16 protein-coding genes and 2 tRNA genes are annotated in these 19273 nt (G+C 37.7%); 7 read left to right on the top strand and 11 right to left on the bottom strand.

Going from position 1 to position 19273, the window contains the following annotated elements; genetic code table 11:
• Positions 1-533: 533 nt before the first annotated feature.
• The 4 genes from rpsT to proS form a co-directional block, all read right to left on the bottom strand.
• Positions 534-788 (bottom strand): 30S ribosomal protein S20, encoded by a 255-nt coding sequence (rpsT, locus tag BM361_RS05690; RefSeq protein WP_074977560.1) that lies wholly within the window; start codon positions 786-788, stop codon positions 534-536.
• Between the two features lie 69 nt (positions 789-857).
• A tRNA-Glu gene (locus BM361_RS05685) sits at positions 858-929 on the bottom strand.
• 79 nt (positions 930-1008) lie between these two features.
• Positions 1009-1080 (bottom strand) — tRNA-Glu (locus tag BM361_RS05680).
• An 80-nt stretch (positions 1081-1160) separates the two neighbouring features.
• Positions 1161-2639: a proline--tRNA ligase gene (proS, locus tag BM361_RS05675; RefSeq protein WP_074977558.1), complete on the bottom strand. Its 1479-nt coding sequence runs from the start codon at positions 2637-2639 to the stop codon at positions 1161-1163.
• Between the two features lie 98 nt (positions 2640-2737).
• Between proS and BM361_RS16855 the strand changes: the two genes are divergently transcribed.
• The 7 genes from BM361_RS16855 to BM361_RS05630 all read left to right on the top strand — a co-directional run bounded on the left by BM361_RS16855 (position 2738) and on the right by BM361_RS05630 (position 9709).
• Complete coding sequence (locus BM361_RS16855; RefSeq protein ID WP_139226620.1) at positions 2738-3895, top strand: hypothetical protein; 1158 nt, start codon at positions 2738-2740, stop codon at positions 3893-3895.
• A 36-nt stretch (positions 3896-3931) separates the two neighbouring features.
• Entirely contained in the window at positions 3932-5458 is a 1527-nt protein-coding gene (locus BM361_RS05655; protein WP_074977550.1) for an OmpP1/FadL family transporter, read from the top strand.
• Between the two features lie 220 nt (positions 5459-5678).
• On the top strand, positions 5679-6359 hold the full coding sequence (folE, locus tag BM361_RS05650; RefSeq protein WP_038266282.1) for a GTP cyclohydrolase I FolE: 681 nt from the start codon (positions 5679-5681) through the stop codon (positions 6357-6359).
• 121 nt (positions 6360-6480) lie between these two features.
• Positions 6481-7965, top strand: coding sequence for a cysteine--tRNA ligase (gene cysS / locus BM361_RS05645; protein ID WP_074977548.1), 1485 nt, complete (start codon positions 6481-6483; stop codon positions 7963-7965).
• A gap of 48 nt (positions 7966-8013) precedes the next feature.
• On the top strand, positions 8014-8256 hold the full coding sequence (yidD, locus tag BM361_RS05640) for a membrane protein insertion efficiency factor YidD (protein ID WP_038266286.1): 243 nt from the start codon (positions 8014-8016) through the stop codon (positions 8254-8256).
• Positions 8257-8355: 99 nt separating this feature from the next.
• Entirely contained in the window at positions 8356-9210 is an 855-nt protein-coding gene (lgt, locus tag BM361_RS05635; protein WP_074977546.1) for a prolipoprotein diacylglyceryl transferase, read from the top strand.
• 4 nt (positions 9211-9214) lie between these two features.
• Positions 9215-9709: a DUF192 domain-containing protein gene (locus tag BM361_RS05630; protein ID WP_074977544.1), complete on the top strand. Its 495-nt coding sequence runs from the start codon at positions 9215-9217 to the stop codon at positions 9707-9709.
• 81 nt (positions 9710-9790) lie between these two features.
• On the opposite strand, the gene BM361_RS05625 is transcribed toward BM361_RS05630, so the two are convergent.
• The 7 genes from BM361_RS05625 to BM361_RS05595 all read right to left on the bottom strand — a co-directional run bounded on the left by BM361_RS05625 (position 9791) and on the right by BM361_RS05595 (position 19269).
• Positions 9791-11200: a TlpA disulfide reductase family protein gene (locus BM361_RS05625; RefSeq protein WP_074977542.1), complete on the bottom strand. Its 1410-nt coding sequence runs from the start codon at positions 11198-11200 to the stop codon at positions 9791-9793.
• 10 nt (positions 11201-11210) lie between these two features.
• Positions 11211-12689: an aspartyl protease family protein gene (locus BM361_RS05620; protein WP_074977540.1), complete on the bottom strand. Its 1479-nt coding sequence runs from the start codon at positions 12687-12689 to the stop codon at positions 11211-11213.
• A 103-nt stretch (positions 12690-12792) separates the two neighbouring features.
• Complete coding sequence (locus BM361_RS05615) at positions 12793-14178, bottom strand: TlpA disulfide reductase family protein (protein ID WP_074977538.1); 1386 nt, start codon at positions 14176-14178, stop codon at positions 12793-12795.
• Positions 14179-14185: 7 nt separating this feature from the next.
• The gene (locus BM361_RS05610; protein WP_083425861.1) at positions 14186-15409 is read right to left on the bottom strand and encodes a thioredoxin family protein; all 1224 of its coding nucleotides are present in this window, start codon (positions 15407-15409) and stop codon (positions 14186-14188) included.
• Between the two features lie 152 nt (positions 15410-15561).
• Positions 15562-17052 (bottom strand): PKD-like family lipoprotein, encoded by a 1491-nt coding sequence (locus tag BM361_RS05605; protein WP_074977534.1) that lies wholly within the window; start codon positions 17050-17052, stop codon positions 15562-15564.
• 12 nt (positions 17053-17064) lie between these two features.
• Positions 17065-17832, bottom strand: a complete 768-nt coding sequence (locus BM361_RS05600) for a DUF4843 domain-containing protein (protein ID WP_074977533.1) — start codon at positions 17830-17832, stop codon at positions 17065-17067.
• Positions 17833-17844: 12 nt separating this feature from the next.
• On the bottom strand, positions 17845-19269 hold the full coding sequence (locus BM361_RS05595; protein WP_074977531.1) for a RagB/SusD family nutrient uptake outer membrane protein: 1425 nt from the start codon (positions 19267-19269) through the stop codon (positions 17845-17847).
• Positions 19270-19273 lie beyond the last annotated feature (4 nt).

The following is a 19273-nucleotide window of genomic DNA, read 5'->3' as shown; positions in this document are numbered from 1 at the left end:
TAAACAGCCGGATCTTATATGATGAGTTCAACTATCTTTATCACAGCATCAAGAGATTCCGAAACGAATGCCGAATGACAGGTGGGAGTGATCAGTGGAACATGGATTCCGCAATAAATGCGGAATGACATTGGGTGCGGAACGACAGATCGAAGTGGGCAATTAATACTGTGGGTAATATCAGACGGAAGCAGTCTAGAAGACAAGTTCAATGCTATTATTTTTTTCCAAAGATCTTAATCTATTTTTCAATCCACACACAACTTTTGAGATTGCCCCATCAAAACACTCGACACAGAGCCATAACAAACGCTCTGAACACATCTGTGGACATTACACCTAAAACGAGCAAAGCAACCGTTTAAAATGAAACGAAAAACACTTTAAATACTATGAAGGCATTATTAAAAAGGAAAGAACAACAAGGAGTCCTTATAAAAACAACACTCCTCACCAGTTGAGTAGTACAAACAAAAAAGCGCCCTGCATTACCTGCAAGGCGCTTTTAAATATTATTACAGCGTCTGTTCTAATTACGCTAAGCTTTCCACTCTTTTCGTTAAGCTAGATTTTAAGTTACCAGCTTTGTTCTTGTGAATAACGTTCTTTTTAGCCAACTTGTCTATCTTACTGATCACACCTGGCAACAACTCTTCTGCAGCTTTCTTATCTTCTGTACCTCTTAACTTCTTGATTAAGTTACGTACAGTTTTATGCTGATATTTGTTTCTTAAGCGAACAGCTTCGTTTCTTCTAATTCTCTTTAATGCTGACTTGTGATTTGCCATTTTCTTAATTTTTATTACAGCGGTAGAATAAATCCTATCCTACATCCTAAAATTTTAAAATAAATTCTGTAGCCCGTAGGGGAATCGAACCCCTGTTTCCAGGATGAAAACCTGGCGTCCTAACCCCTAGACGAACGGGCCATCGTTAATAAAGATAAACATAAAAAAGAACTTTGAATCTTTTCATGTATTTTTCTTTTTAACTATTTCAGTGAACTTGTAGCCCGTAGGGGAATCGAACCCCTGTTTCCAGGATGAAAACCTGGCGTCCTAACCCCTAGACGAACGGGCCATTATTTTCTCAATTGCGGATGCAAAAATACAACTATTTTTAAACGATGCAATAGTTGAAAATAATTTTTTTAAAAAAAATTAATATGCCTTAGCAAAAAGCACTCTCCTATTCGATGGTTTTCCGCTAAATACGCAGGTTCCCGCTTCTTCTTGAGAATCTAGAGGAACACATCGAATTGTTGCTTTTGTAAGCTCCTTAATCTTATCTTCAGTCTCTGGGGTACCATCCCAGTGAGCCAAAACAAATCCTCCCTTAACTTCAAGAACTTCCTTAAAGTCTTCAAAAGTATCTACCTTCGTTATGTGCTCTTTTCTATAATTTAAGGCATTGTTATATATATTCTCCTGAATATCCTCTAACAAAGCCGCTATTTTATCCACGACCTCATCTGCCGGAACAATCTCTTTTTCCAAGGTGTCTCTGCGCGCTACTTCAAATGTATTATTCTCCATGTCGCGTTTCCCTATGGCAAGGCGCACCGGAACCCCTTTTAACTCATATTCATTAAACTTCCATCCCGGTTTGTGGGTATCGCGGTTATCAAACTTCACCGATATACCTTTAGCTCTTAACTCTTTGATTAATGGCTTCACCCTTTCGGAAATCGCATCTAATTGCTCATCTCCTTTATAGATTGGTACAATTACCACCTGTATTGGTGCCAGCCTTGGCGGTAAGACCAAACCATTATCATCGCTGTGCGTCATAATAAGCGCCCCCATTAAACGTGTTGAAACACCCCATGAAGTTGCCCAGACATAATCTTGCTTACCTTCTTTATTAGCATACTTAACATCAAAAGCTTTTGCAAAGTTCTGGCCTAAGAAATGAGAGGTTCCTGCCTGCAGAGCCTTCCCGTCTTGCATTAAAGCTTCTATACAATAAGTCTCAACCGCACCTGCAAAACGTTCGCTTTCGGTTTTTAAACCTTTAACCACCGGAACTGCCATAAAGTTTTCAGCAAACTCAGCATATACATGCATCATTTGCTCCGCCTCCTCTATAGCCTCTCTTTCGGTTGCATGAGCGGTATGCCCTTCTTGCCATAAAAACTCAGCTGTACGCAAAAATAATCGCGTACGCATTTCCCAACGAACGACATTTGCCCATTGATTGATCATAATCGGAAGATCTCTGTACGATTGTATCCAATTCTTATAAGTATTCCAGATGATCGCTTCACTGGTCGGTCTGACAATTAACTCTTCTTCAAGTTTCGCCTCAGGATCTACCATCAACTTCCCTTCCTTATCAGGATCATTTTTTAACCTGTAGTGAGTTACAATTGCACATTCCTTTGCAAATCCCTCTGCATTTTTTTCTTCTGCTTCAAAAAGACTTTTAGGAACGAATAAAGGAAAATAAGCATTCTCATGCCCCGTTTCTTTAAACATTCTATCGAGTTCCGATTGCATATTTTCCCAAATGGCATATCCATACGGCTTAATAACCATACACCCTCTAACTCCTGAATTTTCAGCTAAATCCGCTTTAACTACTAATTCATTATACCATTTAGAATAATCTTCACTACGTTTCGTTAACTTTTTACTCATATATGGAAGTTTGGCACAAATCTTGCGACTTAGATTAATAAAAAGAATAGTTTGGCAAAACTAACTATTTTTGTTATGTTCAACAATAAAAATTTGCAATGATGAGAACGCAGATCACACTAAAAAAAATAGGCTTACCCTTTGGAGCTGTTATGGCTGCGTTATTGCTATATTCATGTGGTTCGTACCAGGAAGCTTCATATTATAACAATGACGGCATTTACGGTACCTCTTCCAGCGCATACCAACAAACTGAAGAGGCCAATAATTCCAGAAATGAAGATGTCAGCATCACTAACTACGAAAATTACTTTCAACGAACAGGTGAGCAACTTGAATACATTCAAAACCAAAGAGCAGAAAGTGAAATCTTTACTGATATTGATAGCTATGCCAGTAGAGATCCTAATGACTCTTTAGATTATTCTGACGGTAACAATTTAACCTATAAATACGCCCAGGCAGGATGGGGAGATGAACCAGACGACATTTCTATTAATGTTTACAATGATTACTGGGGATCTCCATATTGGGGCTGGGGTTATGGCTACGGATATGGCTGGAACAATTATTACTGGGACTGGTATTACCCATGGGGTGGATACTGGGGCGGATACTGGGGTCCATACTACGGTGGATGGTATGGCGGCTGGTATGGCGGCTGGACCTGGGGCTGGGGTGGTTATTATCCCTATTACCCATACTACCCAAATTACTACCATGGCAACTATCCATACGGAAGAACCTATGCATATAGCGGTACACGTCGTAGTTCCTACGACACCCGACGTACCAGAACCTCTGACATTAACTCAAGAAACATCAGAAGAGGAGCCTCTTCTAGAGAATACACAACGAGTAACAGACGTAGTACTGACAGATCAAGTGTAAACCGAAGAAGTGTCGATCGATCTGCTATCAATACACGAGGATACCGCAATTCTTCACGCGTTGGAGTAGACAGAACTTCGTCAAGAAGAACAGATGGCTATGTTCCTAGCAATCGTTCAAGGGTATATCGAAACAGTACAGGAACCAACAGAAGTTCAGGCAATTATTCTAACAGGTCTTCTTCCAGCAGTCGTACTTATTCGGCTCCGACATCATCTTCCAGACGTTCAGGCAGTAGCTATACTCCTAGCCGATCTTCTTCTTCAAGAAGCAGCGGTAGTGTACGAAGCAGCAGCGGAAGCTCCTCCAGAAGTAGCGGAGGAGGAAGAAGTAGTGGTGGTGGTCGCCGAGGCGGAGGCCGTTAATAATCAATCTAAACTTTTGAACTCAATCATTTAATTATGAAAAAAATAACAACACTATTCGCGGTTTGTGCAACCGCTTGGATGGGGTCTGCTCAAAATATTAATGATGTAGTAGACTACGGAACAACCACGCTCAACGGATCTGCTCGTTATCAGAGTATGAGTGGTGCCTTTGGAGCCCTTGGAGGAGATCTTTCGAGCCTCAATATTAATCCTGCAGGTTCTGCAGTTTTCAACCATGGAGCCGTCACCTTTTCCGGAACCAGCTATAATAACAAAGTTCGAAGCGGCTATTTCAACACCTTTAACGAAAGCACTGAAAATGATTTCAGACTTAATCAAATCGGTGGCGTTATGGTTTTTAATAGCACTCAGGCTAATAGCAATTGGAATAAACTAGCATTGGCATTCAATTATGAATACTTAAATAACGGAGACACCGAATTCTTTTCAAATGGGTTAAGTAATCAATCGATCGATCAATACTTTTTGAACAACGCCAATGGGTTTTACCTGGATGAAATCAGTGCCTTGCCTGGCGAATCCGTTTCAGATGCCTATTACGAAATTGGGTCGGATCCGAATCTGGGATATCCGGCGCTGCAAGGTCTTTTAGGATATGAAGGTTATATCGTTAATAGTGTCGATGAAAACGACCCGAATAACACCTCCTATTTCAGTAATGCCAATTACACCAATGTAAACCAGGAATACTATTCAAGCAGAAGAAGCGCAGACAGCAAGTTCACGGCTAACATGGCTACCATGTTCAATGACAACATATATTTGGGGGCAAATCTTAACTTCTATAATATTGACAGAGAGCGTTACAATTGGTTGTATGAAGACGGATATAACACCAATAGCAACTTACAAAGTGTTTACTTTGAAAATTTATTGCGCACTTTTGGAAATGCTTTTTCTTTCAACGTAGGTGCCATAGCCAAACTAAACGACATGGTGCGTGTCGGACTGAGCTACCAATCTCCTACCTGGTATAATCTTACAGATGAACTACAACAATATGTAGAAACGGATGTGTACATCGACAATAACCTCGAATATATTACCGTCGACCCAAGAGTCATTTTTGTATTTCCTGATTATGATGTACAACTTCCTTCGAAGTATACCGGAAGCCTTGCCATGGTTTTTGGAAAACACGGTTTGCTTAGCCTTGATTATAGCTATCAAGACATGTCTCGTGCCAAACTAAAGCCAACTCAAGATCCTTATTTCGCAAATGAAAACACTCGAATCTCCAACAACCTTAAAGGAGTTTCTTCCTTTAGACTGGGGGGTGAATACAGAATTAGCAGATTGAGTTTAAGAGCCGGTTATCAATTTGAGGAAAGTCCGTATAAGTCCGGCAACACGGCTGGAGACCTAACGGGCTATTCATTAGGTTTGGGATATAATTTCGGGGCCGTAAGTTTTGATGCCGGGTTTAGTCAGCTACAAAGAGAATATGATTATCAGCTTTACGATACAGGGCTAACCAACACCACACGGTTAGACAAAGAATTAACGAATGTAACCCTTTCGGCAACAATTAAACTTTAAAACATCATTTCCCGATCATAAAATCGGGATTAAAAAAGCCAGGAAAATGTTTATTTTCCTGGCTTTTTTGATGATTCCGTTAATTAATTACTAAAATAATTTGCAAGGAAACGTAATCATTACCTACTAACACTATAAATATGTATCTTTGCCAGCACTTTATAAAAGTAACTGGTTGAAAATTAAGAAAACAGCCTTTTAAGGCATTAAACTTTAGTGAATGAAAATAGATAAAGCACTAGAAGAGCAGTATGAAGAGTTTGGCAACGAACATGCTATGTCTTCGGCAGAAACGCCATTGAGAGATGATGCTTTTGACCTATCAGACAGTGAAAAAATAGAACGCATAGAACAGGATGTTTATAGTATTATGGAAACTCTTGGTTTAGACCTTACAGATGACAGTCTTAGAGGAACACCAAGAAGGGTAGCTAAAATGTTTGTTCAAGAAATATTTGGAGGATTACATCCTCAAAAGAAGCCAAATGCATCGACATTTGAAAACAAATATAAGTACGGTGAAATGCTGGTAGAAAAAAACATTACCGTTTACTCTACCTGCGAGCATCACCTACTCCCTATTGTGGGCAGAGCCCATGTCGGTTACATTTCTAACGGGAAAGTTGTTGGACTTTCTAAAATGAATCGTATCGTTGACTATTTTGCAAAGCGCCCGCAAGTTCAGGAAAGAATGACCATGCAAATTGTTCAGGAACTACAAAAAGTATTGAACACTAAAGATGTTGCCTGTGTTGTTGACGCAAAACACCTTTGTGTAAATTCAAGAGGTATCAGAGATATTGAAAGTAGTACTGTTACTGCAGAATTTGGCGGTAAGTTTAAAGACCCGGCTGTTCGAAGAGAATTTTTAGATTACATCAAATTAGATACTGAATTTTAATTTTTATACTTAAATTCACTTCTTGAAAATATAAACTTAAGGCGATAAGGACTCACCTCCTTATCGTCTCATTTATTAAAAGAAGCTATTTAACAGATCAAATCCGATAAAGACATAAACAATGCAATTATACCAAAAAAACGAGCTTAAAATATACAATTCACTTTCCGGTAAAAAAGAAGTCTTCAAGCCTATCAATGAAGGTTATGTTGGAATGTATGTGTGCGGCCCAACGGTATATAGCAATGTGCACTTAGGTAATGTCAGAACCTTTATGTCTTTCGACATGATCTATCGCTACCTGAAACATCTTGGATATAAGGTACGCTATGTCCGTAATATTACCGATGCCGGACATTTAGAAAACGATGCAGACGAAGGAGAAGATCGAATTGCAAAAAAAGCACGGTTGGAACAACTGGAGCCTATGGAAGTGGTACAACGCTATACTGTTGATTTCCATAACATCCTGAATAAATTCAATTTCCTTCCACCTAGTATTGAACCAACAGCTACCGGCCATATCATTGAACAAATTGAAATCATAAAAGACATTATAAACAATGGTTTTGCTTACGAAGTAAATGGTTCTGTTTATTTTGATGTTTTAAAATTCAATGAATCCGATCACTATGGTGAACTCAGTGGCAGGAAGATCGAAGATCTTATTCACAACACGAGAGAGACTGCCGGACAAACGGATAAGAAGAACCCTCAGGACTTTGCTTTATGGAAAAAGGCAGAACCTCAGCACATCATGCGTTGGCCTTCACCATGGAGTGATGGTTTCCCCGGATGGCATCTGGAATGTACAGCCATGAGCACCAAATATCTTGGTGAACATTTTGACATTCATGGCGGGGGAATGGATTTAAAATTCCCGCATCACGAATGTGAAATTGCACAAAATAAAGCAGCCAAAGGCACCTCTCCGGTTAACTACTGGATGCATGCCAATATGCTTACGCTTAACGGAAAAAAAATGGCTAAGTCGACAGGTAACAACATCCTGCCAAATGAAATTTTTAGCGGTGATAATAATATCCTTAGCAAGGCCTTTAGTCCAACTGTAGCCCGCTTTTTTATATTACAAGCGCATTACAGAAGTATTCTGGATTTTAGTAATGACGCATTACTTGCCTCTGAAAAAGGTTTTAACCGTTTAATGGAGGCTATCAGCTTCCTGGATCAATTGCCTACTGGTAATCAGTCTGATTTAAACGTTCAGGAATGGATTGACTCTTGCTATCAGGCCATGAATGATGATTTTAACACCCCTATTCTCATCGCTCAGTTATTTGAGGCTGTGAGGCATATTAATCTCATCAAAGAGGGGAAAGAACAAATTACTGCTGAAGATCTGAAGCTTTTCAAAGAAAAGATAAATGCTTTTACATTTGATATTCTTGGCTTACAGGATATAGCAGAAACCGGAGACGATCAATCTGATAAATTATCAGGAGTAGTAGACTTGCTAATTAACTTAAGAGCTGAAGCTCGCGCCAATAAGGATTTTGCTACCTCAGATAAAATAAGAGACGAATTAGCGGCTTTAGGAGTTCAGCTGAAAGACGGTAAAGACGGAACAACCTTTACGGTTAATTAACAGGACTGTTGGCCGGAAAGTTAGGCAAATGATTTTCAGGCAATACTTATGTTGAAAAAAATTCTCATAGCACCTTTTATTTTTTTAGTACGGTTTTATCAGGTAGTTATTTCTCCATTAACTCCTGCTGCCTGTCGCTATACTCCCACCTGTTCTCAATATACCCTGGAGGCATTAAAAATCCATGGTTTATTTAAAGGAGGGTGGATGGCTACCAAAAGAATATTAAGTTGTAATCCCTGGGGAGGAAGTGGTTATGATCCGGTTCCGGAAAAAAAACATAAGCACTGAAATTAACACTATGAGATTTTGTTCTGCACTTATTTCAAATCCCAAAAATTTTCCAACCAAAATACCTATATTTACTACATAAACTGAAATTTAACCTATATGCACTTTCTAAGTTTTACCTGGAATGCCGATGATGTATTGTTCCAAATTGGCCCCATTGCCATACACTATTACAGTTTAATGTTTGTGATCGCTTTTTCGTTAGGCTATTATATAATGAAAAAGATCTATAACAATGAAAAGGTTCCTTTGGAATATTTAGACACCTTATTCATTTATGTGGTCGTGGCTACATTGCTAGGAGCGAGACTTGGTGAAGTATTTTTCTACAGCTGGGATTATTATAAAGACCACATGGTTGAAATATTGCTCCCTATCAGGGAAGCTCCGGGCAAAAGCATATTTGGTTTCATTGAAGGCTATGAATTTACCGGGTTTAGAGGATTAGCCAGCCATGGTGCCGCTATCGGCATCATTGTAGGAATGTTTTTATACCGAAGAAAATATCAGTATAAGTCCATCATGTGGATATTAGACAGGGTTGTAATTCCTGTAGCATGTGGTGCTATTTTTGTAAGGCTTGGAAACTTTTTTAATTCTGAAATCGTAGGGAAACCAACGAATTCTAACTTCGGTGTCATCTTCGAAAAACTCGGGGAAGATTTCCCAAGACATCCTGCTCAACTTTATGAATCTTTTGGGTATATCTTTGTGTTCAGCATATTATACTACCTCTACTGGAAAACTGATAAAAAAGATAAGCCCGGGTATTTGTTCGGAACTTTCTTAGTGCTTCTATGGACGGTTCGATTCTTTGTTGAATTCGTTAAGGAAAGTCAGGGTGGATTCGAGTCTTCTTTAGGAAATATTTTATCGACAGGACAGTGGCTAAGTATTCCATTTATAGCACTTGGTATCTTTATGATGATGCGTGCCAACAAAAAAATAGTTTAAGAATATGAACATCAGAAGAACCCTTTATATTGTATCTGCCTCCTTTCTCATTGGAGGTATTACCTATCAATGTAAAAAGGCCGAAGACAAAAAAATAATTTCGGAAGAAATCACTTTCACCAAAGAGGGAACCCTTCAAATTTATGATAACGACTCCCTTTTGGTAGATAATATAGCTATTGAAATAGCAGAGAATGAATATGAGCGGCAAACAGGCTTAATGTACAGACAAAGCATGCAAGAAAAACAAGCCATGCTCTTTATTTTTGAGGATGAAGAACCCCGTTCTTTTTATATGAGAAATACCCTCATTTCACTGGACATCATCTACCTCAACAGAGATCTTAAAATCGTCAGTATTATTAAGGATGCGAAACCTAAAGATGAAACCTCTCTGCCTTCAAAAGCTCCTGCCCAATACGTATTAGAACTGAATGCGGGTCTTGTAGATCAATGGGGATTAAAGGAAGGCAATCACATCAAATTCACCCGAGACTAACAACTATTCAAACTAAACATATTGAATAAAGAACGCCATCTATAACTATAGATGGCGTCCAAAAACAGCTATGGTTGGAAATTACTTGGTACTGACACCAAGTAGACGATCTAATTGTTTCCTAAGCAAAGGGTTTGAGGGTCTTGAAGCGTTTGTTGATATAATTTTACCTTCTTTATCGAACAACAAAAATCTTGGAATGGCATTTATTTCATAATTCTGGGCAATACCCGATTTAAAAGCTTTATCGGCCATTAATTGAACACCCCCTAAAGATTCGTTTTTAACGAAATCCTTCCACTTCTGCTTGTCTTTAATTGCATCTACAGAAATACTCATGAATACAATATCCTTATCCTTGTAATCGTGTTCAATTTCTTTTAGATATGGAATCTCTTTTTTACAAGGTCCACACCATGTAGCCCATACATCAATGTAAACATACTTCCCTCTGAAATCGGAAAAAGAAACCGGATTACCTTCGATATCGTGATACGTAAACTCAAACCCTGGCTGACCTACTTCTTTATGCAATACCTTCTCATATTCGAGCAAATATGCCTTACTTTTTTCAGAGGTTAAGTATTGATATAAAGGCGGTATAACAACCTTGTACTCTTCTTCATTCAACCTTAATCTTTTAAGCTCTTCCAAAGCATAAACTTCTTTAATCCTGGCGTCCGAAATGGCTTCCAGGTTGGTTTTAATAATATCCACCTTGGCAATTCGCTTCTTTAAATGAAGAAAGTTGTAATAGAAAAAGTAATCATGTATATAACTCAATCCGTTTCCTAATCTTAAAATATCTTTATCAGAAAACTTCACTCCATCCGTAACTATGTGAGCATAAGCCTCCGGTTTCTCATCACCTTTCGGATGACTTACTCTTGGCAATCTAAAAAAGTGAAACAACTCTCGCTCAAAATCGACCTGAACAGCAAGTTTCAAAAATTCATTGAACTCTTCGTCTTTGGTGTTGATACTATTTTTAAAATCATTCACCATTTTTACTCCTTCATTCTCAACAAAAGGATAAAAATCCTTGTAAGTTTTAAGTCCAGACAACAAATTAAACTGAGCAAACGCATCGTTTATTTTGTTCGCCTGTTGAACAAGCTTATTGTGTCCTAATCGTTTTCCTTTTAGCGTATACTCAGATTCATCTATTTCGATTTGCATTTGAAGCCCGGGCTCCAGATATAATCGAATTAATTGAGCTCTATTTCTATTATTATTTTGACCATATTCAATATAATAAAAGCCTGGAGTTGTTACTGGCAGCGAAATTGCAAAGGCTCCCTCTTCGTTTATTAGTGTACTGGTATGGATTTCCGGCTGACCGTCTACCACATGGTTTAACACAACCTCCTTTTGCTTTACGTCAAAATTAAAGTGCCCCTCAATAGTAACAATATCTGATTTGTTTTTGGCAATGCTAAGATGTGTTACAAGCATCCCAAACAACCAGGTAAATAAAATTTTTCTATTCATAATTATTGGTTTAAAGTGTTATCTGTTTTGAATTATCATCCTGTGTAATATTAAAGGTAACAGGATTAGACTCACTATTTTTTAAGGCATTCATTTTATCAGCCTCCATCAATTCTGCAGCAGAATTTCCATTAATAGTATGAACCAATGCCCCGCTTTTTATTCCTTGTCTTTCTGCTTTCGATCCGCGTACTACTGAATTCACAACCATCTCCTCATCCTTAAATAAGATATTGACTCCTGATATAGTAAACCCAAAAGGCTGATGGTATCCTTGGTTGGGTTCCAGGTAAATGAGGTTGTGGAGAACATCAATAGTGAAATTAAACCTTCTAATGATTTCAAACCCTACTGAACCATCATGACTAGCCCACTCTTTATTGGTTTCATCGTATTCCTGTACTGCTCCCTGAACATTATTAAATGTATATGTACCCAACGCTATTTTAGAAAAGCTCCCCAACTTGATCCTGGATTGGTGTCCAAAACTAAAATTAGTTGAGTAGTAGTCTGCTTTTACTTCTTGATATAGTCCATGTTGATGACTAAATGGTCCAAAAGAGATTATGTTGTACCCGGCTCCTGTATCAAATACATATTCCCCACTTATAGCCTTGCCATTCGCTAATGACACATCGGTACTAATAACCGGAAGCATCCCGGAATAATCAATCTTCAAGGGGGTTCCTTCTCCTTTAAATTCCCCAAGACTATACAGTTCAATGTGCCCGGTATCAAAGTTTACTTTTGTAATAAATCTGCTTAGCAAATTTCCTCCGAATAAGCCATCAAATCCCTTTCTGATCGTTGGAAACACTACCAGGTTCTGCCTGTCTATAGAGACTTCTCCAAGTTGCATTGTATTTCCTGATGAATACTTAACTTTGGCTGATGCGCCAACCACAGAGGTCGAACGATCTACAACATTTTTTATGCTGACTTTGTCAGCCATAGCTTCAGAAAGAGCTATTCCATCCGCGCCGGTATCGAAAAGCATGGTGAATTCTTCCGAACTATCATTGAATCTGGCTTTTACAGCGATCGCTCCATTTATTATCTCAAAAGGAACTTTGGCTACCAGCTCAGATTTCTCATAACGATTCACCTTGTATAGCTGGTCGAACAAATCTGTATATTGTATTTTACCGTCTTTATCAAAAACTATGTAAGAAGCATAATCCTTTTGACCTTTAAAGAAATACTTCGCTTTAACCTTATACAAGCCATCCGAAAGCGTATCGCTTATCAGCTGCAAGGAATCTAATTGAAAATAATTTTCAACAATACTTTTTAGCATCGGATCGGTGGTAGGGTTTTGATATACCCCAATACTAAACTCCGCACTCAATAAGGGTTTAATTTCATTAAAACTCTTAAGTTTAAAGCCCTTTTCGAATGCATTGAGGGTCTGACGCCATGGCGCTGTGCCACTGGTTTGTCCAAGGGCACATTGCATTCCAAGCAGGAAAATCCAAAATATATGTTTCATGATATTTTTTTTAAGAAGATACCAGGGGTTTAAAAGGTGGTGCAACGTACCCCTGGTATTGTGCTAATTACTAACTCTGACTAATTCAAATAATTAAAAAATGTTACACCTTTAAACTCTTTAATTTCTTCTCTAAATCTTCACTAGAAGGCCTGTAAGCATCATACATTAATAAGTTCCCTTCACTATCGATCAAAATAAATCGCGGTATTCCGGCGATTTGATAGAAATCAAAAAAGGACTTATTCTTTGTATACCATTCTCCTCCCGCATACAACTGTAACCAACCATGCGGGTTTTTTGGGTCTTTTATGAATTTCTCCCAGGCTGGTTTATCCTTATCAATAGATACTCCCATAAAGTGGAAGTCATCTTTATATTTATCATATAGCTTAGCAAAAAATGGAGCCTCATATTTACAAGGTTTACACCAGGTGGCCCAAACATCGATAAGGATGGGTTTTCCTTTAAAACTTTCTAATGTGGCTTCCTTACCACTACTATCAATAAATACAAAATCTGGAGCTTTTACTCCCGGCAGGTAAGGATTTATTTGCTCTTCTTTATATTGCTCCAGCGTTTTCAAGTCTGATTCGGTTGAAACTAAAGGACCATAGATCTTCTCTTTATTGAAAAATATCTCTCCGAATAACTTTCTGTTTACCAATTCCTCTAATGCCAGTGCTGAAATTATTTGAGGATCATGAAGCGCCTTTAACTCATTTGCATAAACAGTATCATAATCTAATGTAGACCGATTATTACGATAATCATATTTGTAAATAAAGGCATACCTCAAATAATTTAATGATAGATTATGGCCATTGTAAAAGTTGCTCAAAGCAACGTTTTTATATTTATCGTCCTTATAAAGTCCATTATACTCTTCTGGAAGTTCATTTTTTGCAGGATAAATCCCTTGAGGATTCATCCATATCTGTAGTAGAAACCAATCTTTTTCTAAAGAGGCTATGGTGTTGAAATAAGAACTATAGGGTTGGTTATCTGGCATCTCATTCTTTAGAGAATCCGTAACTTTTAAAAACTTTTTAACGGTCTCCAATTTTGTATCTAAAGGAGCACGTCTAAACCCGGGAATTTTAAATACCGCTGCTCTTTTTTCTTCCCAGGTATTAAAGTGCTCGTGTATTTTTGGATTGTTAGAAGCCTTAATTTTATACTCCACGCCAAATTGAGCATCCAGGATATCGCCTGGCATTAAATACACCTTATTTTTAACATAACGCTCACCTATTGCATAAACCCCCGGTTCCGATAGCGCAAAATCGTAGGTGAATTTACCTTCTTTCAGTGCTATGGTATCCATCGGAGTAAACTTTCCTGCCTGAACCTCATAAATATAGATTTCTTCAACATCTTCATCAGCCTTTGAAGTGCTATACTCCCCTGATATTTTCACCTTATCATTCTTAGAACACCCTGTTAGCACTGATACCAAAATAAACAGTGCAAATAATTGTTTTTTCATTGCCTTATTAATTAAAATTAAACGGTTTAAAATCCTTTACATCTTTTACTTCAAAGGTTTCCTGGGCCTTCTCGGCTATAGCCAAGTGTAGTTCTTCAATATTGTCCTCATTTAAACCAAAAGAACCCCGATATTCTTCAATACCTTCTAAGTGCTCCTTCGCTTGCTTATATTTCTCGAGATGTAAATAAATGGCAGCCATTTTATATCGATCTCCCTGACTATACCTATCAACATTACCCCCTTGATAAAGTTTTAGTAATTCTTTCAAGACTTTTTGATCACTTTTATACGTATTGATTAAAGCTCCACACGCATTACTTATCTCCACCCAATAGCTATCTGAATTCTGAAGCTTTAACAATAGCCAGTCTATATTTTCGGTTTCTTCATACAGTGGCAGGTAATATTGTTTCACACTAAGCCCTTGCCATTTATCTTCAGGCATTAATGTTTTTACATTACTTAAAAAGTTTTCGTAAAACTTCATATCTCCTGACTTGGCAGCATACGTTTTCGCATAAGACACCTTTTGCAGGGTACTCATTCCCACCCTGGTCTTTCCATACATGGCTGCAAATTCGATTAAATGATCAAGGTAAAACTTGGCGAAAGCCCCTTCTCTTACAAACTTCATCATGGTCAAAAAAGAAATCTCATCCATATGATCTTCATAATCTTCGAGGAATTGATTTAATTCCGCCTGAGAAACTGTCAGCTTTTTTGTTTCAAAAAACCCCTTATAAAATGAAGGATAGTTTATTTCAAAAGAATTTGAATAGGCAAGGTTTTTTCCTGAATGATAATCTATCAAAGCTTGTTTCAAAAATGCAGTCAGATTATCTTCTCCCTGAAACCCGCCAAATACATTGATCGTTTGACCTTTTGGCGACAGTATCAGAAAACTAGGAAATCCGGTAATCGCAAACTTCTTCATCATTTTTAAACCTAATTCCTTTTCACCTTCTTTAAACACATTGATTTTATAAGCTATAAAATCTTCGTTTAATAGTTCAGCTACTGATTCCTTTGGAAACACATTCTCATCCATCTGCTTACAGGGCATACATCCCGTAAAATACAGATCGATAAAAACAGGCTTATTTTCATCTTGAGCTTTAGCCATTAATTCCGTAAAAGATCCGGTAAAAAATTTAGTTTGGGCACTCAACATTGATGTTAACAACATCATTATAAAGCAAATACCATATGACTCCTTTAATATTTTCATTTGATTCAGTGTTATAATTTAGACATGGACGTTCCTGTCCACTTTTTCAAAAGCAGCTTATACTAACAATCCTAAATAACGAGGATATCTTTAAAGAACCGTATTATTAATTAAGAGAGAAGGTAAAACCTTCTCTCTTAATTTTATATCTATTATCGCTGACGATAAGAAAGACTCACTATTTTTCCGAAGCCTTCATATGACTGCTCCAAAGTAAGATCACCGTTAACCGCAGGAACACTATAAATTTCCATAGTACCGTTAGCAGCCCCAGCATCATAGCTAGCCACAATTAACTTTTTCGAAACCGGAGACCTCTTTATATAGGTAACCAATGAAATATCGTTTGCTCCCTTATCCAACATAAGTTTAGACGTTTTTAAACCTAAGTCATATTGATAGAGTTTACTCCCCACATTATAGAAGATATATCCAAACGTAGGATCGATGGCATAATTATCTGCATTTACCATATCAGCAGCTATTTCAGCCGGAATCTGATCATAACCCACCTGAGATATCACAGAATTCCAACGTCTGGATGCCATTCTCGCTAGGAAAAGATCGTTGTTATCCGGATCTTTCAAAAGTGCAAAAACCTCTCCTCCATTATAATCAGTCCTTTTCATGTAAACTAACTCCTTGTTACCGGTATGGTAACTAAAGTATGAACCATCAGCCATTTCATAACATTCCTTCGTATTATACGGGTGTCTTACGAAACGCTTATTGGTATTATCGTAAATTACATCAGATCCATACCCATCTGCAGCTCCAAGGTGTGGTGCCGCCTCAAAATATTGCGTTTCACCGTTCACGATATTAATAGGAAGATCATAATTCCATCTGTAAATTCTAAACCAGTAATAGAAATTACCATCACTATGCATCAAACTAGACCAGCTACCTACCTCTTCGATAAAATCCGCTTTAAAATCTGTAGGAACGTTAGATAACATTTCAAAAGATAAGTAATCTTCAAGAGCCCATCCAAACGTATCAGGATCAATCTTGGTCGTACCAGTTTCGCTACTGGTTAGATAAATACCGTATTTTTGAGCATCGTATGGGAAACAATACACATTCTCAGGTGCCCCTTTAAGGGTAAGTTCAGAACCTACATAATCTAAAACATCCGGAATAAATTTATACTGGTTATCTATATACGACAACATATCAAGTCTTGTCGCTCCATTAACATCACTCATCGCCAACCACCCTTCATAGATCGTGGTCTTAACGGTAATTTTAAACTTTTTTACCCAATACACGCCTGTTTCCTTGTCGGTGACGCGGAAATACCCACTATACTCACCAGGAGTAAGCTTTAAAGAGGTTACGTCTAAGTTTTTCGTATCACCTAACAGGAATTCTTCCTGATCGGCCGGCACTAAACTAGGATTGATGGCACTCCATTTATATTCATAATTCTGATCATCAACATCACTATCAAGGGTAAACTGAAGTTCAGTAGTTATTTTAAACGGTTCTCCAGTTAAAGCTTCATACTCGCTTTCTATTCCGTTAATGGTCACTTCATTGATCTCCGAATAATCATAATTACCCAGATCTTCAGCACAAGCACTTAAAAATAAGACTAGTACAAGGCCTAAAATGTATTTTGTTTTTAAATATCTTCTCATAACTTTTTGTAATTAAGCATATTTACCCATTTGCATTTCCGTTCCATCTTCTTCATAAATTGTTTCACCCGCAGCCTTCTTCTCCTCTAAATATCGTTTCATAAACTTGGCATGATAGAATACATATTGCAGTGCATCCCTACTTTCATAAAAATCGTAAGGAATCCCTAAAAGCTCTTGCATTAAATCAGCTTTTTTAAGGGTATAGGTGCCTAAATATGATTCAAACCAATATGCTGGGGTTTTAAATATATCGTCGGCAGCCAGCTCAAATACCGTAAAATCCCTTTTTCCCTGAGTTAATTCGTCGGTCACCTTATTCTTCATATCGATATCAAAGTTTTCATTTGGAAGCAATTCCAAAACAACCCGAAGGGTATCTATCTTTAAATCTGGTGATCTGAATAAGGTTAATGGTATTGAGTCTACAGCCTGATTCGCATGAAAAACAACTTGTTCCGGAAGCTCAAAATGGGTCCCTTCCACAGCGGTAGATGCTTCACTTACTTTTACATTTATTACTCGATCCTTATTTGACACATTTCCCTGAACAGAGACTGGCAGTTTATAAACCACACTTTGCACATCTATTGGGTCGAAGGCAAATGAATAACCCGTGCTATCCATATAGGTAACAATGGAACCGGTTCTGAGTCCATCCACAGCCCAGGTAAAATAAATACTATCTTTTCCTTTATACGTATCTATGGCATCTTCACTACATGAGATTGCACTCACAAATACAACTATAACTACTAAATAATTTAAAATCGTTTTCATTGCACTTAAGTTTTACTGATAATTAATTTCTGAGTAAGGTAGTGGCACCACATATTGCTCCGCCCCCATACTAATAGTATTAGAAGTCTGATCGGAAGATCCATTAGGAATCTGCATAAAATTCACCCGTTTATAATAATAGAACAACTGTCCTTCTCCAATGAATTCTTTTCTATATTCTTTTGTTATCTCACTTGCTACCAAAACTCCTTCTGATAATTCCGGCAGCCCTCTGTTCGCTCTAACCGTATTAAGATAGTTTAGCGCTTGTTGCGAATCGGTTTCTGTTTCAGCAGCGATATAATACATTTCAGAAATACGTATCATAGGTTGCATGAATCGGAATGGCATTCTGCTATCCTCTACGTCCTCATACTTTACAAAAATCGGATACGTTTTTTCTTCTCTTAATTCATAGAAAGATCTGTATCGGTAATCGTTAATATTAGACTCATACATCTCATTGATTCTGGCAGTCCTGGTATATAATATATCGGAATCTCTATTCGACTCCCCAAACAAATCTCTGGAAATAGAATACAGATTCGTATTCTGCAAGGCGAAAATTACCTCTGACGAAAAGTTTCTATCCGGGTCATCGTTGGTTAAAATGTCTTCCGGTTTTGCCCATTCAAATTCAGCCGCTCCATTTTCAATAACATACTTAGCAGCAGTATTTGCTTCTGCTGTATTTCCTGCATATAAATGCACACGGGCCTGAAGCGCTTTTACAGCAAAATAATTGAGTCTCAGGTTTCTGTTTCCTGCATAAAAATGATCTTCAATTTCTGAAGACCCCTCAGGATTAATAGCATCATTCATTAACAATTCTTCAGCCATGGCCAAATCCTGAATTACTTTTGTAATCACCTCGTTTGCTGCCAGGATTTCTCCGTTGACTGCTTCAGCCTTCATATAATAAGGAATCGCCATTCCTTCCGGGTTTTCCATATAAACAGGTCCGAATAAACGAAGTAAATCAAAATGCAATAATGCTCTTAATCCATAAGCCTCTCCTTTTACGATGGCTTCTTTTTTGGGATCAAGTGTCTTGTATTCTTCTAAATTCTCAATAAGGTCATTTAAATTTAAAATACTCTGGTACATGGCACTCCAGATGGCATCAAATTTTCGCATCACTCTTTCCTGGTCGTACTGATAGGTAGCATATACATTCGCCCAGTCATGACCATCATCAGCATTGAAATTCTGAGCCAGGACTTCTAAATGAGACATGGTAAGGCTTTCACCATATAAGTTTCCATCTGTCAATTCGAGATAAACGCCATTCAAAACACTTTTTATATTGGTCTCATCACCATACACCTGTTCTTCAACTAGTTTATCTTCCGGTTCTACATCAAGATAATCGCTACATGAAACTACCGCGAGTCCCAAACACAATATCGATGCTATATTATATATGTATTTTTTCATGAAC

The sequence above is a fragment of the Zhouia amylolytica genome (genome assembly GCF_900116365.1).
Taxonomy (GTDB): Bacteria; Bacteroidota; Bacteroidia; order Flavobacteriales; family Flavobacteriaceae; genus Zhouia; species Zhouia amylolytica.
This window is presented reverse-complemented; position numbering and strand designations above follow the sequence as displayed.

Coding starts and splice junctions, on each gene's coding strand:
- rpsT (WP_074977560.1), bottom strand. CDS start 788: ATGGCAAATCACAAGTCAGCATTAAAGAGAATTAGAAGAAACGAAGCT.
- proS (WP_074977558.1), bottom strand. CDS start 2,639: ATGAGTAAAAAGTTAACGAAACGTAGTGAAGATTATTCTAAATGGTAT.
- BM361_RS16855 (WP_139226620.1), top strand. CDS start 2,738: ATGATGAGAACGCAGATCACACTAAAAAAAATAGGCTTACCCTTTGGA.
- BM361_RS05655 (WP_074977550.1), top strand. CDS start 3,932: ATGAAAAAAATAACAACACTATTCGCGGTTTGTGCAACCGCTTGGATG.
- folE (WP_038266282.1), top strand. CDS start 5,679: ATGAAAATAGATAAAGCACTAGAAGAGCAGTATGAAGAGTTTGGCAAC.
- cysS (WP_074977548.1), top strand. CDS start 6,481: ATGCAATTATACCAAAAAAACGAGCTTAAAATATACAATTCACTTTCC.
- yidD (WP_038266286.1), top strand. CDS start 8,014: ATGTTGAAAAAAATTCTCATAGCACCTTTTATTTTTTTAGTACGGTTT.
- lgt (WP_074977546.1), top strand. CDS start 8,356: ATGCACTTTCTAAGTTTTACCTGGAATGCCGATGATGTATTGTTCCAA.
- BM361_RS05630 (WP_074977544.1), top strand. CDS start 9,215: ATGAACATCAGAAGAACCCTTTATATTGTATCTGCCTCCTTTCTCATT.
- BM361_RS05625 (WP_074977542.1), bottom strand. CDS start 11,200: ATGAATAGAAAAATTTTATTTACCTGGTTGTTTGGGATGCTTGTAACA.
- BM361_RS05620 (WP_074977540.1), bottom strand. CDS start 12,689: ATGAAACATATATTTTGGATTTTCCTGCTTGGAATGCAATGTGCCCTT.
- BM361_RS05615 (WP_074977538.1), bottom strand. CDS start 14,178: ATGAAAAAACAATTATTTGCACTGTTTATTTTGGTATCAGTGCTAACA.
- BM361_RS05610 (WP_083425861.1), bottom strand. CDS start 15,409: ATGAAAATATTAAAGGAGTCATATGGTATTTGCTTTATAATGATGTTG.
- BM361_RS05605 (WP_074977534.1), bottom strand. CDS start 17,052: ATGAGAAGATATTTAAAAACAAAATACATTTTAGGCCTTGTACTAGTC.
- BM361_RS05600 (WP_074977533.1), bottom strand. CDS start 17,832: ATGAAAACGATTTTAAATTATTTAGTAGTTATAGTTGTATTTGTGAGT.
- BM361_RS05595 (WP_074977531.1), bottom strand. CDS start 19,269: ATGAAAAAATACATATATAATATAGCATCGATATTGTGTTTGGGACTC.